Raw genomic sequence first — 15,700 nt, 5'->3', positions numbered from 1 at the left:
GCTCAGAAGATACCGATGTTTCCGATACTTCAAAGATACTAAAATGAAAGCAAATCACAACAATCCTGATCTCATGTACGGTCAAGGAACGATGTTTCCGATACTTCAAAGATACTAAAATGAAAGCAAATCACAACTTGATCCCTTTTACAAAAAAGCAAATGAACGATGTTTCCGATACTTCAAAGATACTAAAATGAAAGCAAATCACAACCGGCGTAAACACCGTCATTAAGTTGTTTTAGATGTTTCCGATACTTCAAAGATACTAAAATGAAAGCAAATCACAACTCAAATTCGTCGCCTGTTAATTCCTCTAATGATGTTTCCGATACTTCAAAGATACTAAAATGAAAGCAAATCACAACATTTCTCTCTTTTTATTCTCTTTTTCTTTCTTTTTTGTAACGTTCTTTTTCATCGTCTATATATTTATTTGAATAATCCAATATTTTGTGTAAATTGTTTCTTTCATAAATAGTTACGCTTAATAATATTGCCGGGATCATTATCAAATTACAGTTCCTCACAAAGAAAGAAAAATTTTTATAGCTTAAATAAGGGCATATTATTACAAATATGGCGAGAAGGAAAGCGTAACCAATAACCACAACCACTAATAAAATAATTAATCCTCCCATGATGATATTTTTTTTACTCTTAATACTCTTATCTCCTTATCGACAACATATTTCTTATCGTGATTATATACAATCCTAACCAAATAATGAATGGGAAGAAGAAGTTTGAATGGAGATTATTGTAATCATCATTTGGCCTTTTATATAAAAGGGTCTTTTGATGATGCTATACAGGAGTTGCAAAAATTGGCAAGGGAACACTCTAACGATGATTTCGATGAGGTGGTAGTAAGTGTTTCTTTGGGACGGAACTGCACTTCCCCAACAAGATGCCAACCCTGTATTTTTCGCAAACGGAGGACAAAAACGCCTTGAAGTCGGAGCAACAACAATCCGTAATCTTGAACTCCATGCGGGTTGCTGATATTCTGGCGTATTTGCCATGAGTAGGGCATTTATATTTTTGCTCTACTTTTAGTTTTAGACATCTTTTGAAGCATAAATACTTGTTTGTCATGGCACAAAGTTACTGATAATTATCGGAATAACAATAACCAAAGTCCGTATTTAGGTCTGTGAGTGGAGTTTCTACACCAAAAACAAATTTGCAGACACTTATAAGACCTTTATACGGATTTGGTATTAGTGATTATTGTTACAAAAATAACATAAGAAATTGTTTCATAGCAATTTGGCTAATTCACCGTTTTTTCGTAACTTCAAATAAAAATCGGTGAAAAATGACTGAAAATTACAATCTTTTCTACTTCTTCAAACAGTTTCCCGATGAGGAATCATGCAGGAAGTATCTTGAAAAACGCAGGTGGGGCAATACTCCAACTTGTCCGCATTGCAGCAACGCACAAAAGGTTTACCGCTACAAAAACGGGAAGACTTTCAAGTGCGCACACTGCGGTAAACAATTCAAGGTCACTACCGGCACGATTTACGAGAACTCCAACATTCCTTTGCAGAAATGGTTTCTGACTTTCTATCTGATTTCGCTATCAAAGAAAGGCATAAGTTCCATTGAACTGTCAAAGACTATCGGCGTGACGCAAAAGTCGGCTTGGTACTTGTTGCACAAGATACGCTATATGCTGGAACATCGCAATTCCGATAACCAATTACGGGGAACGGTCGAAGTAGATGAAACTTATGTCGGTGGTAAGAAAAAGGGTAAACGTGGTCGTGGCTCAGAAAACAAAACACCAGTATTCGGGGCGGTACAACGCAAGGGTCGCTTGTCTATCACACCAGTGGAGAACACCAAACGCATAACATTAGAGCCGATAATCCATGAACGGATAAAAGGCGGTTCTCATATAATGAGCGATGAATGGTGGGCTTACACTAAACTGGATAAGGACTATAAACATAGTGTGGTGAAACACAAGCGCAAGGAATATGTGCGTGGAGATATTTACACCAATACGATTGAGGGTGCTTGGTCGCATCTGAAAAGGTCAATGATGGGTACATACCACAGACCGAGTAAGGAACACCTCTCCAAATACTGTGCGGAGTTTGAGTTTACGTACAATACTCGAAAGAAAACGCCACTGGCAAAATTCAATCAAATAATAGACAAGAATTTAATCCGTGTCGGTTATACGGATATAGTCGGCACATAAAATCAATCAGACATTATGGAAAAAGTTTCTGTAAAACTCATGGTGTTCAAACATCCAGAACCTGCGAGATGGGACACTTATGCAAGTTATTGCCCTGCTACGAAAGATTTTTGTGCACACGGTAAGAGCGTTTCCGAAGTGGTGGATAAGTTCAAAAGTATGCTAATAAGGGACTTGCAAAACAGGCTTGCTTATGTAAATATGAAAAATTATGGATGGGAAGTATCTGAAAATTCGGCAAAACCACCTATCTTTGCAGATGAGTATTTAGTTTCCGAAACGGAACGAATATTTGAAGTAACGATTAAAGAACCAATAATAATTACCGTAGATGTCGAACTTCCAAGAGCCGAAAAAACAATTTGAAATACCCACCGAAGTATTTATGGACTTTTTAATGACCAACGGATACTTAGGTAAAATGAAAATGTTTGATGTCATAGAACTTTCAAAAGAGGATGGTTACGTTAGGATTCCCAATCTTCCTACACTAACGAAGGAAATGATTTTAGCTTCCTTATGTAGTACGAAACTTTCTTTTACTGATTTAGAGGAGTATTTAGATAATATTGTTGTGATGAAATCTCTTATTGATTTAGGCATTGAAACTCCACCTTTGCACAAAAAATAATACGGAGCCGAAGCTCCGTATCTATCTGTTTATTTCTTGTGTGCGTCAAGCGGTATCTTGGCAATAATCTTTCCGTCAATGCTCAGATAATAGGTTTCCTCTTTCACGGAGTAGCCTACCTTTTCCTCTTTGCCTATATTGGGTTCTACAATGGTGAAGAAAAATGTTCCGGGTGCAAAATCTCCAAACATAGGTTCATATATGCCGGATTCCTCTACTTCCACCTTTTCAGAATCCAAAAGTCTCCAGCCCGAATTGCTGATAAAGAACTTTTCGTTTGAGTTGTTCTTTATGCGCAAGGTAAAAACAAGGTTAAGCCCGTTGTTGGGTATCCTGTTTACCTTAATATCGGCAAAAGTGATTTGCACGTCATTGTTTGCATAGGACATTGTGTACACAGAGCCTTTTTCGAGTACAGGAATTTCTTTGGGCTTTTCTTGCTCTTTTGAGGTTGTGTTGTCTGTTACTTCTTCATTCGTAACGGGATTTGTTTCTTCCGATAGCGAAGCCCCGATAAAACCACTGACAAGGAATATCGCAATGAAAATCAGGGCGACCTTTCCACGTGAGGAACACTTGACGGTTTTAGGGCTAAACATACCCACTACAAATGCCACGAGAGATAAAGCGGCTACAATTCTTAAAGCTGTTTCCATTCTACATTTTATTTATGTTAGACAATCATCTGTAAAACGGCAACGGTAGAACGAAACGAGTAAACGAAAACGTAGAACCACTGCCTAACGTCGTCGTGGCCTACCACAGCCAACTTACCCATAGGAGCGGTTCTACGTCTATGACGCAGGACACACTTCACCCATTGGGTAAGTTGATTATCAGCCTTTATGGTCTTGTTGTGGTAGTTCGACGACGATTAGGCTGTATGTCCGAAAAGAGTGCAAGCACTCAAATTCAGATGCAAAAGTAGTTATTTTAATTCAAATAACCAATTAAATAGTTTGTAATTATGAGACAATCAACAAAAAACAGAATCCTTTATTTGGTTACTTTTAATAGAGTAACTAAATTTGTAGCAAAATTATTTGGTATGACTTGCAAATTCAAGGACGGAGAAAACGTATGCCTTATATTTGACCGCAGCAAGAAATTTCAAGTGGTTTCAAATATTGTAATTGAGGGTAAGATACAATTAGTATATTTCAACGAATTGTCGGGTAAAATATGCGAGGCGAATATTGAACCCAGATACCTTGACTATTCTTATGTTGAGGGTGAACGTTTGAAAAAGTTGATAGAAAATTCTCCGGACGGTCTTAAAGGGATATTTTGACAGTTTGGAGAGTTCAAATGAAAATCTTATATTGGTGTAAATAGTATATAATTACGTTTCTTATATTCTTCAGGATGATCTTTTGAAAATTTGTCCTTATCGAAAAAAGACAGATGTTTCCGATACTTCAAAGATACTGAAATGAATACAAAATTCTGTATAAAGGATTAATAAATTGAGAATGTAAGATTATATAATAAATGTTGATCATACTCATTTCTATAAAAGTAGAGAAAAGTGCTATTATGATATTAATATAGATGTAGTTAGACTGAAGAGATCACAGTGTAAAGAAGAATATTTGATAAGTTGTAGGAATAATAGATTTTATTTTTCCCCTCGAATATAAATTAGGCTGTAATATTTTGTATTACAGCCTAACTGATATTGTAAGATTAAAGGGGGTTAGTCCTCGATAGCAGCCTGCGCCGCAGCGACCCGTGCGATAGGTACACGATAAGGACTGCAACTCACGTAATTCATGTTGAGAGAGGCACAGAACTTGACAGATGATGGTTCTCCGCCGTGTTCACCGCAAATACCGACTTTCAGTTTCGGTTTGGTAGCACGACCTTTTTCTGTACCCATACGTACTAATTGTCCTACACCTTGTTGATCGAGGATTGCAAACGGATCGTTTTTCAATATTCCTTTTTCTTGATATATTTTCAGGAACTTACCGGCATCATCTCGAGAGAATCCAAATGTCATTTGGGTCAAGTCATTTGTTCCGAAAGAGAAGAAATCGGCTACTTCCGCTATTTTATCGGCAGTTAATGCGGCGCGGGGAACTTCGATCATTGTTCCTACTTTATATTCGATTTGATCGTTGCGTTCCGAGAACACTTTTTCTGCAGTTTGATGAATGATAGCAGCCTGCATTTTCAATTCTTCGACTATGCCTACCAGAGGAACCATGATTTCAGGAATCACTTTTGCTCCTTTGGCTTTTGCATCGAGTGCAGCCTCGATAATGGCACGAGCTTGCATCTCGGTAATTTCAGGATATGTACATCCCAATCGGCAGCCACGATGTCCTAACATAGGGTTGAATTCTTCCAGAGAATCACATGCAAGTTTTACTTCTTCTATAGAAAGTCCCATCTCTGCGGCCAGTTCTTTTTGTGTAGCTAACTGGTGAGGTACGAATTCGTGCAAAGGAGGATCGAGAAGACGTATCGTTACTCCGAAACCGTCCATTGCCATAAAGATACCTTCGAAGTCCTGACGCTGCATAGGAAGCAGTTTCTTCAAAGCTTCTCTGCGGCCTTCTTCATCTTTAGAAAGAATCATTTCTCGCATGGCTTTAATTCGATCACCTTCGAAGAACATGTGTTCTGTACGGCAAAGTCCGATACCTTTTGCTCCGAATTTACGTGCAACGGCAGCATCCTTAGGCGTATCGGCATTGGTTCTTACATCCATTTTGGTGTATTTCTCCGCCAACTCCATAATTTTTGCAAAATCTCCGCTTAAATCGGCATCAACGGTATTTACCTGTCCGTCATAAACTTCTCCGGTCGATCCGTTCAGAGAAATCCAATCTCCTTCTTTATAAATGTGACCGCCCATTTCCAAAGTGCGGGCTTTATAATCTACTTTTATTTCTCCGGCTCCCGATACACAGCATTTCCCCATGCCACGAGCTACTACGGCTGCGTGAGACGTCATACCTCCTCGAGCTGTCAGAATACCTTGAGCTACGTTCATTCCGCGTAAATCTTCCGGAGACGTTTCGATCCGTACCAAAATTACTTTTTTCCTTTTTTCCGCCCATTCTTCTGCATCATCTGCGAAAAATACGATCATTCCGGTTGCTGCACCCGGAGATGCAGGAAGACCTTTGGCTACTACTTTAGCCTCTTTCATCGCTTTTTTATCGAATACCGGATGTAATAATTCGTCCAGTTTTTGCGGTTCCATTCTTTTGAGTACGGTTTTCTCGTCGATGACACCTTCCCGAAGCATATCCATGGCGATTTTTACCATGGCAGCTCCGGTACGTTTTCCGTTACGGGTTTGCAATAACCATAACTTACCGTCTTGAATCGTAAATTCAAGGTCCTGCATGTCTTTGAAATAGTCTTCGAGTTTCTGTTGTGTTTCGATCAGGTCTTTAGCACAAGCAGGCATCGCTTCTTCCAGTGAAGGATATTTGCTTGCACGTTCTTCTTCCGATATACCTTGCAATGCAGCCCATCTGCGAGATCCTTCGATCGTGATTTGTTGCGGAGTTCTGATTCCGGCAACCACGTCTTCTCCTTGTGCGTTGATCAGATATTCACCGTTAAATATATCTTCTCCGGTAGCGGCATCTCTCGTAAATGCAACTCCGGTAGCAGAAGTTTCACCCATATTTCCGAATACCATTGCCTGTACGTTTACGGCAGTTCCCCATTCTTCGGGGATTTGGTTCATGCGACGATAATAGATAGCCCGTTCGTTCATCCAACTATCGAATACGGCACAAATAGCTCCCCATAGTTGTTCCCATGGAGAATCCGGAAAATCTTTGCCTGTGCGTTCCTTTACAGCAGCTTTGAACTTCTTTACTAAGAGTTTGAGGTCTTCGACTTCCAGTTCGGTGTCGTTTTTTACCCCTTTTTGTTTTTTAACTTCGTCCATTACCTCTTCGAACGGATCGATATCTTCTTTACTTTTGGGTTTCATTCCCAATACAACATCTCCGTACATTTGAACGAAACGGCGGTAAGAGTCCCATGCAAAGCGAGGGTTTCCCGATTTTTTGGCAATACCTTCTACCGCTTCATCTGTCAGTCCTAAATTTAATACCGTATCCATCATACCCGGCATAGAGACTCTTGCTCCGGAACGAACGGAAACCAATAAGGGGTTTTTTGCATCACCGAATTTTGTTCCCATCAGATTCTCTACATGGGCCATCGCTTTTTCTACATCAGCCTTAATTAATTTTACAACTGCATCTTTCCCTTCTTTATTATAGGCTGTACAAACTTCAGTTGTGATCGTGAAACCGGGAGGTACAGGAACTCCGATCAGATTCATTTCAGCAAGATTGGCACCTTTTCCTCCCAACAGATTCTTCATGTCAGAACGGCCTTCTGCTTTGCCGTTCCCGAAAGTATAAACACTCTTCATAGTATAAATAAAATTATTAATATGTCTTTGTTCTTAAAATAAATGTAACAAAGGGTTAACTCTTTACAAAAATATGAGTTATGATTAAATATGCAAAAATTCTGAGAATAATTTTGACCTGTCATTGATTTTTGGAATATCCGTATAGATTGTTTAAGAAATATGCTTAACTTTGACCAAATTTGTTTTTGTTTTAAAAGTACTATTTTGGCACGTAAAAAGAAAGAGCTTCCTGTTATAGAACAGGTCGAAATTACAGATGTGGCTGCTGAAGGCAAGGCAATAGCTCGGATTGACGATTTAGTCGTTTTTGTTCCGTTTGCCGCTCCCGGAGATATTGTCGATTTGCAATTATATAGAAAAAAACATCGTTATGCTGAAGGGCGGATATTGAAGTATCATAAGTATTCCGAAATGCGTGTTGAGCCATTTTGTTCGCATTTTGGTGTATGTGGAGGATGCAAGTGGCAGCATATCCCGTATGAAAAACAAATAGCATATAAACAACAGCAGGTTTTTGATAACCTTTCTCGAATCGGAAAAATCGATTTACCGGAAATTTCTGCGATAAAAGGCTCGGAGAAGACTCGTTTTTACCGTAATAAGCTGGAATTTACTTTTTCGAATAAGTCTTGGCTTACTCAAGAAGAATTGCAGTCTACACAAACTTTTGATTCTCGAAATGCTTTAGGATTCCATATTCCCGGAATGTTCGATAAGGTACTGGATATACAAACTTGCTGGCTGCAGGATAATATCTCTAATGACATTCGGTTGGCTATTCGAAAATTCGCTCTTGATCATGATTATTCTTTTTTTGATCTGAGAGAGCAGCGGGGATTGATGCGTAATATCATAATTCGTACGGCATCAACTGGTGAGGTTATGTTGATCGTCGTTTTTTTTGAAAATGATAGGTCTAAGATTGACGCTATGATGGAATATCTTGCGGAGACCTTTCCTCAAATTACTTCTTTATTATATATAATAAACCAGAAAGCTAATGATACGATTACCGACCAAGAGGTTCATGTGTTCAAAGGTCGGGATTATATATTGGAGTCGATGGAGGGATTACAATTCAAAATAGGACCTAAATCTTTTTATCAGACCAATTCTGAACAGGCGTATGAGTTATATAAAGTAGCTCGAGATTTTGCTGGGCTTACCGGAGAAGAACTTGTTTATGACTTATATACGGGAACTGGGACTATTGCAAACTTTGTGGCCTGCCGTGCCCGAAAAGTGATAGGAATAGAGTATGTTCCGGAGGCGATTGAAGATGCAAAGGTAAATTCTGAATTGAATGGCATCAGTAATACATTGTTTTATGCCGGAGATATGAAGGATATTCTTACACAGGATTTTATAAATGAACATGGCCGACCTGACGCTATTATTACCGATCCTCCGAGAGCCGGGATGCATGATGATGTCATAAAGACCATTTTGTTTGCCGAACCTGTAAAAATCGTTTATGTCAGTTGTAATCCTGCAACTCAGGCGCGGGATCTGAATCTGTTGGATGAAAAATATCGTGTCGAAAAAGTTCAGCCGGTAGATATGTTTCCACATACTCATCATGTAGAAAATGTAGTATTGTTGGTAAAAAAATAAAGGGGGAAATAACGTTATCTCTCGTATTCGGAATAAATAAGGAAAATGGAAAGCTCAGGGGGACTTTTTGCTTTCCGTTTCTTTTTGTGTATTGATACTTGAAAAATAATTTAAAATAAGAAGATGGAAAAGGAAAGAACTTTAAGAGATTCTGTTCTCGTGCGTTGGTCTGCGTTGGGAATTGTCGCTTTCACCATGATGGCGGCATATTTTGTAAACGACATTATGGCTCCGCTGAAAACTATGTTAGAAGCTAATTTAGATTGGACCAGTCGTGATTTTGGATTCTTTACGGGAGCATATAGCTTTTTGAACGTATTTTTGTTGATGTTGATTTGGGGCGGCTTGATGCTTGACCGTTTCGGAATACGATTGACAGGAAAAATTGCTGCGATTTTGATGGTGTTCGGTACGGCTTTGCAGTATTATGGCATGACAGCGAATATTTCGACAGAAGCAACGTTTTTCGGTTACAAGCAAGGTGTTTTTATGGCGGCAGCCGGTTATTCTATTTTTGGAGTCGGAGCAGAAGTCGCAGGGATTACCGTTACTAAAATTATTGCAAAGTGGTTTAAAGGGAAAGAGCTCGGTACTGCGATGGGAATTCAAGTAGCATTGGCTCGTATAGGTTCTCAAGTCGCTTATTCGGTATCTATTCCTTTGGCAAAGAGTTTTTCTATATCGACTCCGGTACTTTTAGGTTTGGTTTTGTTAGTTGTCGGATTGGTGACGTTTTTTATATATGCTGTGATGGATCAAAAGCTTGATAAGCAAGAAGATTATGCAGAAGAGGAAGACGAGAGTAAGTTCAGTTTCAAAGATGTAAAAAATATTTTGATTAATCCGGGTTTCTGGTTGATCGCTTTATTATGCGTATTATTCTATTCCTGTGTATTCCCGTTCCAGAAATTTGCTTCCGAACTTATGATCAATAAATACGGAATCAGTGATAATTTGGCAGGTACAATTGCCGGATTGCCGGCTTTGGGAGCATTGATCCTAACACCTGTATTCGGTATTTATCTCGATTGCAAAGGAAAAGGTGCGAGTATTATGATGTTGGGGGCAGCAATGCTTATCGGAGTTCACTGTATCTACGCATTACCTTTCATCACCAATTATCTCGTGGCGATAATCCTGATGATTATTTTAGGTATTGCATTTTCTCTTGTTCCGTCAGCGATGTGGCCGAGCGTTACTAAAATTTTCCCTGCTCGCCAGTTGGGAACAGCGTATGCACTTATCTTTTTTATTCAGAATATAGGTTTGTGGGGAGTACCTAACCTTATCGGATGGGTATTAGATAATTATTGTATTGTCGGGAATGAAAATAATGCAAATCTTTATGATTATACGGTACCTATGTTTGTCTTTACCGGTTTTGCCACTTTATCGTTTATTGTTGCCTATTTGCTGAAAGTTGCAGATAAAAAATACGGCTATGGGTTGGAGAAGCCGAATATGAAAGATTGCTAAAAGTCGGAACAGTATTGTTGTTTATCTGTCTATAAGGAAATATGAAAGTACGAGGTAATCGGAATTTTAAGTGATGTTTATAAGTTAGACGAGTTAAATATTATCCGATTATAGAAAAGGTTCAAAATGATCTGCACCCCAAAAGTTAGACAAAAACTTTTGGGGTGCAAATCATTTTAACCGGTTACCTGTATTTTTATATCTTATTTTTTGAGATCAAACTAAAGGAAGTGGCTATAAACCTTGCATTAATTTTTTTATTAGAAAAATACACCGATACCGATTTTAAATCCGTATTCATTCCTTTGGTCGGTGAAACTGTATTTCCAATAAACGTCTGGTTCTATTGCGACATTTTGAGATACGAATATCGAATATCCCAAATCAGCTCCGAAATAAAAATAATCTCTTTTTCGGGTAATATTCGAACTGTATTCTCTAAGCCATACCTTGTCATACCCCAATTCTGCCGACAAATATAATTTCGAAAAAAGATAATATCGCAATCCCGTGTTTAAGTTTATGCTATTGTCCTTATAATCATTTTGTCGATCGACTTTAAATCCTACACCTACTAATAAAGCCAATCTGTCGCATAAAAAATTACCGCCTTTAAAACCCATTCCGAGTTTAAATCGATTATCTTTATCCAGATCGTTGTTTGTTCCGCTTAAGTCAAATGCCGTGAATTGCGGATTCAATAGCCAATGTCCTCTCTCTGTCTGGGCTGAAATAGAAAAGCTCAGGCAGATCAAACATGTGATGATTATTATTTTCTTTGACATATCGGTTTTGTTTTAGTTATTCAGATAAATCTTGTTGCTGTTGCCGTTCTCTTTTTAACCGTTCTTTTTTACGCAAAACGACCCTAAGTAAAAATATTACGATTAGAGTAACTAATATAATCGCAAAATATTCGACGTATTGGCCGGCTTCGATAAATTTGGGCCAGCCGATATAAGCCATAACACCCAAATAAATTAATAATATGATAGTTATTAAATTTGATTTTTTCATTTCTGTAATATACTGAATTAAAGCGAAATTAAACTATCTCTTGCAATGCAGATCTGTTTTTATAAAAATCAGAAAAACACTCTGTCGAAAGACTTTTATATATACGGACACAAGCCCATGCGTCGGTTGCTGCATATCTTTTTTGGGCATCAGAAAGTATATCGGCTTCCCAATTGGATAATCTTTGAGATTTGGATATTTTCTTTCCGAAAAGAATAGCATATATCTTTTGCAAGCTCATGTCTTCTATATTGAATTGTTTCACGTAGCTTTGCAGTTCGATAAAACCTTTTGGCTCGAACGGTGCTATTTTGTGAAGCATAGAAAAATCATCTTTTAATGACAACCCGATTTTTGTAATGTTCGGATTCTCGAATAGTGTTTTCAGTGTAGGAGTAAAACCTGTTCGGTTTATTCTGAAAAGAAAACAAGTATCTTCTGTTGCGATTTGTATGAGAGCTACAGTATGAGATTTCCCTTTTCTAAAAGAGGGACGGGTTTCGGTATCTACTCCCAGAATAGGAAAATCCGAAAGATATGAGATCGCTTTTTCTATATCTTGTTCATTTTGAACCACGATAATACGTCCTGAAAAAGCGTCTGTTTCCAGTTTAGATATTTCTTCTTTTGATATTTTTATTGGTTTGTATTTATTCATTCCATTTATTCCATTCATCCATGTTCATATCTTCCTTCCATGATTCTTGGCGTTGGGAAAATAGATTATTTCCGTTTGTCGGTTTTATGTTGTCATGATGATGCGTTTCTATATCTTCCGACTCTTCTGAGGAGTATTTTAACGAATGTAAAGCCCTTAAAACATTTACGAGTTTCTGTCCCCAATAATCCATAAAATTGTTTTTACATTCGTTCAAGGATACACGCATACATTCTTCGTTTCCCAAACTATATACCGATATGAAATCTTTAATATCTTGATATATATCGGTAAGATCTTCAGATATATATGCAATGATAGGACTTTCACTGTATTGCATATCTGCATGGAAAACCTCAAGATATGAATCTTGTTCACCTAATATTTGTTCTATACTATTGCGAATATATTCATAAATTTCTTCAGTAACAAAATGTTCTATATTTATGTCATATTCTTCGTTCTCCTCATTTGAGTCCGGAAGCAATATCGCTTTGAGATAGAGCAAAGGAAGAATCTTTACGGTGGTATCTATAAATTCGCATTTTTCGCTTTCCTGAACTTTTTCCATTAAGGCGCAAAATTCGACACCGACTGTAACAAACTCGATTGTGTTTTTTGAAAAAATATAGTTATCCATAATTTATGTTTGCGGTTGATATAATGCCTTTGACAGAATATATCGATATACATTCGAAGGCATATAATAGTTCATATTTTTTCCTTTGGAAATACCTTCTCTAATAAAAGTTGAAGATATTTCGATTATCGGACTTTTGGCTATTTGAATATTTTTGCCGTTTAAGGAATTTTTAGAAGTTATTTCATATCCGAGACGAGGATATATAAAAATAGGATAATTGTCTAAAATTTCCTGGTAGTCTTTCCAACGGTCGAAAATGAGCCAGTTATCCGAACCTATGATTAAATGAAATTCATTTTCGGGATATTTTTCTTTTAATGTTTTTAATGTTCGTACAGTGTACGAGGGTAGAGGCAAAGAAAATTCTATATCACAATATTTGAATTTCCGGTTTCCACGGATAGCTTTTTTTACCATCGTTATTCTGTGAATGTCCGATAACAAATCTCTCTTGGATTTCAGCGGATTTTGAGGTGATACGACAAACCATATTTCGTCCAGCTTTTCAAACTCGCAAAGATAGTTGGCGATAATTAGGTGTCCTGTATGTATCGGATTAAAAGATCCGGAGAATATTCCTATTTTCATGGTTTAATGAGCCGTAAAATTCTGTATAGCTTGTAACGCTTGTTTTTGAGCGTCTTCCAAATTATCATTGACGATAACAATATCGAATTGGGAAGCAAAAGAAAGTTCGTATTCCGCTTTGTTCAATCTGCACTCGATAACATCCGGAGCATCTGTCCCACGACCTGTTAATCTTTGGCGTAAGACTTCCACACTTGGAGGTTGGATGAATATCGATAAAGCCCGATCTCCATAAAACTTTTTTATATTTATTCCGCCAACAACATCGACATCGAAAACAACATTTTTTCCTTTGGCAACAAGTCTCTCCACTTCACATTTTAATGTACCGTAAAATTTATCCGCATATACTTCTTCATATTCGAGAAATTCGTTGTTGGAGATTTTTGTTTTGAATTCTTCCGGACTCATAAAATAATATTCTACTCCGTTCCTCTCGTTTCCTCTCGGAGCGCGGGATGTTGCGGATATAGAAAAGGCCAGGTTGAGATTTTGTTGTAACAAGTAATTTATAATCGTCGATTTCCCTGAACCTGATGGCGCTGAAAATATGATTAGTTTCCCTTGCATAACAATTACATTACATTAAGAACTTGTTCTTTGATTTGCTCTAATTCATCTTTCATGCGAACGACTATTTTTTGTAATTCCGCATGGTTGGCTTTAGAACCTAATGTGTTGATCTCTCGCCCCATTTCTTGACTGATAAAACCGAGTTTTTTCCCCTGTCCTTTACCGGAGGCCATTGTTTCTATGAAATATTTCAAATGATTGTCCAGACGATGTTTCTCTTCGTTAATATCTAATTTTTCGATATAGAAAATCATTTCCTGTTCAAATCGGTTTTTGTCATAATCGAAATTTTCTATTTTGCTTAGGGCTTCATGTATTCTGACTTTAATTTTTTCAACGCGTTCCTGTTCATATGGCTCAACCTCTTTGAGAAGAGATGCGATATTATCGATCTTTTGGGTAAACAGTTTTTGGAGCATTGCTCCTTCTTGTTGCCTGAACTCTTCCAATTGTCCGATTGCCTTGTCTATTGTTTGCATCAATATATCTCCTTCGTTGTCTTCTAATTCCATTGTATCGGTTTTCATCGATTCGGGAAGACGAAGCAATGTTTGAAACCAGTCTGTCGGTAAAGCTATCTTCAATGTTTCAGAAACCTCTTTAATTTGTTGATAATATCCTTCTATGACAGGCATATTGAGTTGAGTACAAGCATCCCGACCGATATTTTCTATAAAAATAGAAAAATCGACTTTCCCGCGCTCTAATCTTTTGGCGATTTCTGATCGTATTTCCATTTCTTTCTCACGATATATAGCTGGAATACGAGTCGATAAATCGAGTTGTTTACTATTTAGAGATTTTATTTCTACTGTGATTTTTCGATTGGGCAGTTCGGTAATAGCTTTGCCGAACCCGGTCATTGAATGTATCATTGTAATTAATGTTTTTGCAAAATTAATTTTAATTCTGTTTCAATGGTCATTAAATAAAAAAAAATGCTTATTTTATTGGTATCAATGTTTTTTGAGATTAGAAACTTGTCTGCACGATTCTTTATCGGACGAGAAATTTTATACTGAGTAAATGTGTTTGTTTTATTATCTTGATTTATAGATATATTATTGATATTTTAAGTAAATATATGAGTAAAAATGTCTTTATTGTTTTAAAATAATATCAAAAATAAATTTTTTGTTCAGATTTATATCTATTTTTATTGTTGAGAAAGGTACGGAAATACAAAACTCCCAGTGTGTAGTTCTGCTTGTGTAAGTATAAAACCTCCATCCAGACACGCAAAGAGTTGTTGTGTTTCTGTACCTTTCTCATTCAGACAGAACGGATGGAGGTTTCTTTTTGTTTAATGTTAGTTTGACAAGCAAATGGAAAACTTTAATCTGGACAAGGAGTCGGGGAAGTTTCAAACTCTTTTATTCAAATTTATAGTTTTGTTGACACGAAATCGGGATGAAGCTTTAAATATAATACAGAATGTAAATTACCTGATATTTAAAAATCGGAATAAATTCAGACTATGGCAATATCCATCGAGAATGTCATTTACTTTTATAAAGAACTATTTTATCTCCCGATCAAGAAACAAAAACAAAGTTATGTATTTAAAACAAGAAAATCAATATTCTATTTTTGATGAGTATGATGTTGCTCTTTATAATCGCATTTTTATTCTGAATATCGTAAAAAATATGAATGTTAGAGATCGTGTTTTGATCGGATTTTTGATCCTAAGAAAAAATTATGATGAAATTGGTCGTGCGTTAGGAATAAATGAAGAACAGGTCAAAGAAAGAGTGTATAATCTCAGAGAGAAGATAGAATGTTTGTTTCCTGAACTTTTTAATAAGTGATTGGAATATATTCTGAATCATACAGGGAAAATGAAAAAAAACAGCTACTTTTGCAAAATA

Annotated in this window: 18 protein-coding genes and 1 CRISPR repeat array; of the genes, 8 read left to right on the top strand and 10 right to left on the bottom strand. The window is 37.0% G+C overall.

All coding sequences use genetic code 11. The annotated features are described in order from the left end of the window. Nucleotides 1-14: 14 nt before the first annotated feature. A CRISPR array of direct repeats spans nucleotides 15-368; the repeat unit is 47 nt; unit sequence GATGTTTCCGATACTTCAAAGATACTAAAATGAAAGCAAATCACAAC. Between the two features lie 12 nt (nucleotides 369-380). Further along, entirely contained in the window at nucleotides 381-641 is a 261-nt protein-coding gene (locus AC0UMU_RS06790; RefSeq protein WP_472300467.1) for a hypothetical protein, read from the bottom strand. 90 nt (nucleotides 642-731) lie between these two features. On the opposite strand from AC0UMU_RS06790, the gene AC0UMU_RS06785 reads away from it, so the two are divergent. From AC0UMU_RS06785 to AC0UMU_RS06770, 4 genes are all read left to right on the top strand, one after another. Then, nucleotides 732-956: a hypothetical protein gene (locus tag AC0UMU_RS06785; RefSeq protein WP_473979900.1), complete on the top strand. Its 225-nt coding sequence runs from the start codon at nucleotides 732-734 to the stop codon at nucleotides 954-956. Between the two features lie 365 nt (nucleotides 957-1,321). Beyond that, on the top strand, nucleotides 1,322-2,215 hold the full coding sequence (locus AC0UMU_RS06780) for an IS1595 family transposase (protein WP_473979899.1): 894 nt from the start codon (nucleotides 1,322-1,324) through the stop codon (nucleotides 2,213-2,215). 15 nt (nucleotides 2,216-2,230) lie between these two features. Further along, nucleotides 2,231-2,581 (top strand): hypothetical protein, encoded by a 351-nt coding sequence (locus AC0UMU_RS06775; RefSeq protein WP_473979898.1) that lies wholly within the window; start codon nucleotides 2,231-2,233, stop codon nucleotides 2,579-2,581. Continuing rightward, a complete protein-coding gene (locus AC0UMU_RS06770; RefSeq protein WP_473979897.1) occupies nucleotides 2,547-2,846 on the top strand; it encodes a hypothetical protein in 300 nt (99 codons plus the stop codon). The genes AC0UMU_RS06775 and AC0UMU_RS06770 overlap by 35 nt, the downstream gene beginning before the upstream one ends. Before the next feature lie 29 nt (nucleotides 2,847-2,875). On the opposite strand, the gene AC0UMU_RS06765 is transcribed toward AC0UMU_RS06770, so the two are convergent. Next, nucleotides 2,876-3,502 (bottom strand): hypothetical protein, encoded by a 627-nt coding sequence (locus tag AC0UMU_RS06765; protein WP_473979896.1) that lies wholly within the window; start codon nucleotides 3,500-3,502, stop codon nucleotides 2,876-2,878. A 311-nt stretch (nucleotides 3,503-3,813) separates the two neighbouring features. On the opposite strand from AC0UMU_RS06765, the gene AC0UMU_RS06760 reads away from it, so the two are divergent. Next, a complete protein-coding gene (locus AC0UMU_RS06760; protein WP_473979895.1) occupies nucleotides 3,814-4,137 on the top strand; it encodes a hypothetical protein in 324 nt (107 codons plus the stop codon). A gap of 405 nt (nucleotides 4,138-4,542) precedes the next feature. Here the strand turns inward: AC0UMU_RS06760 and ppdK are convergent, their stop codons facing one another. Further along, the gene (ppdK, locus tag AC0UMU_RS06755; RefSeq protein ID WP_009316752.1) at nucleotides 4,543-7,257 is read right to left on the bottom strand and encodes a pyruvate, phosphate dikinase; all 2,715 of its coding nucleotides are present in this window, start codon (nucleotides 7,255-7,257) and stop codon (nucleotides 4,543-4,545) included. A gap of 207 nt (nucleotides 7,258-7,464) precedes the next feature. On the opposite strand from ppdK, the gene rlmD reads away from it, so the two are divergent. After that, complete coding sequence (gene rlmD / locus AC0UMU_RS06750; protein ID WP_278716207.1) at nucleotides 7,465-8,874, top strand: 23S rRNA (uracil(1939)-C(5))-methyltransferase RlmD; 1,410 nt, start codon at nucleotides 7,465-7,467, stop codon at nucleotides 8,872-8,874. Between the two features lie 123 nt (nucleotides 8,875-8,997). After that, complete coding sequence (locus AC0UMU_RS06745) at nucleotides 8,998-10,350, top strand: MFS transporter (RefSeq protein WP_278716204.1); 1,353 nt, start codon at nucleotides 8,998-9,000, stop codon at nucleotides 10,348-10,350. A 260-nt stretch (nucleotides 10,351-10,610) separates the two neighbouring features. Here AC0UMU_RS06745 and AC0UMU_RS06740 read toward each other — a convergent pair whose 3' ends face one another. The 7 genes from AC0UMU_RS06740 to AC0UMU_RS06710 are packed head-to-tail and all read right to left on the bottom strand — an operon-like array spanning nucleotide 10,611 to nucleotide 14,704. Next, on the bottom strand, nucleotides 10,611-11,135 hold the full coding sequence (locus tag AC0UMU_RS06740; RefSeq protein WP_009316755.1) for a DUF481 domain-containing protein: 525 nt from the start codon (nucleotides 11,133-11,135) through the stop codon (nucleotides 10,611-10,613). A 16-nt stretch (nucleotides 11,136-11,151) separates the two neighbouring features. Beyond that, on the bottom strand, nucleotides 11,152-11,367 hold the full coding sequence (locus AC0UMU_RS06735; protein ID WP_022599505.1) for a hypothetical protein: 216 nt from the start codon (nucleotides 11,365-11,367) through the stop codon (nucleotides 11,152-11,154). 28 nt (nucleotides 11,368-11,395) lie between these two features. After that, the gene (locus AC0UMU_RS06730) at nucleotides 11,396-12,043 is read right to left on the bottom strand and encodes a 3'-5' exonuclease (RefSeq protein ID WP_022599503.1); all 648 of its coding nucleotides are present in this window, start codon (nucleotides 12,041-12,043) and stop codon (nucleotides 11,396-11,398) included. Then, nucleotides 12,018-12,665: a DUF5063 domain-containing protein gene (locus tag AC0UMU_RS06725; RefSeq protein ID WP_009316759.1), complete on the bottom strand. Its 648-nt coding sequence runs from the start codon at nucleotides 12,663-12,665 to the stop codon at nucleotides 12,018-12,020. The genes AC0UMU_RS06730 and AC0UMU_RS06725 overlap by 26 nt, the downstream gene beginning before the upstream one ends. Nucleotides 12,666-12,668: 3 nt before the next feature. Continuing rightward, the gene (nadD, locus tag AC0UMU_RS06720; RefSeq protein ID WP_278716201.1) at nucleotides 12,669-13,256 is read right to left on the bottom strand and encodes a nicotinate (nicotinamide) nucleotide adenylyltransferase; all 588 of its coding nucleotides are present in this window, start codon (nucleotides 13,254-13,256) and stop codon (nucleotides 12,669-12,671) included. A gap of 3 nt (nucleotides 13,257-13,259) precedes the next feature. Beyond that, entirely contained in the window at nucleotides 13,260-13,826 is a 567-nt protein-coding gene (gene gmk / locus AC0UMU_RS06715; protein ID WP_278716198.1) for a guanylate kinase, read from the bottom strand. Nucleotides 13,827-13,831: 5 nt separating this feature from the next. Next, on the bottom strand, nucleotides 13,832-14,704 hold the full coding sequence (locus AC0UMU_RS06710) for a YicC/YloC family endoribonuclease (RefSeq protein ID WP_278716195.1): 873 nt from the start codon (nucleotides 14,702-14,704) through the stop codon (nucleotides 13,832-13,834). 681 nt (nucleotides 14,705-15,385) lie between these two features. Between AC0UMU_RS06710 and AC0UMU_RS06705 the strand changes: the two genes are divergently transcribed. Continuing rightward, nucleotides 15,386-15,640 (top strand): hypothetical protein, encoded by a 255-nt coding sequence (locus tag AC0UMU_RS06705; protein ID WP_009316763.1) that lies wholly within the window; start codon nucleotides 15,386-15,388, stop codon nucleotides 15,638-15,640. The last annotated feature ends 60 nt before the right edge of the window (nucleotides 15,641-15,700 follow it).

The organism is Coprobacter fastidiosus (genome assembly GCF_982245605.1).
The sequence above is the reverse complement of the archived record's forward strand: the minus strand, read 5'-3'. Positions and strand labels throughout refer to the sequence as shown.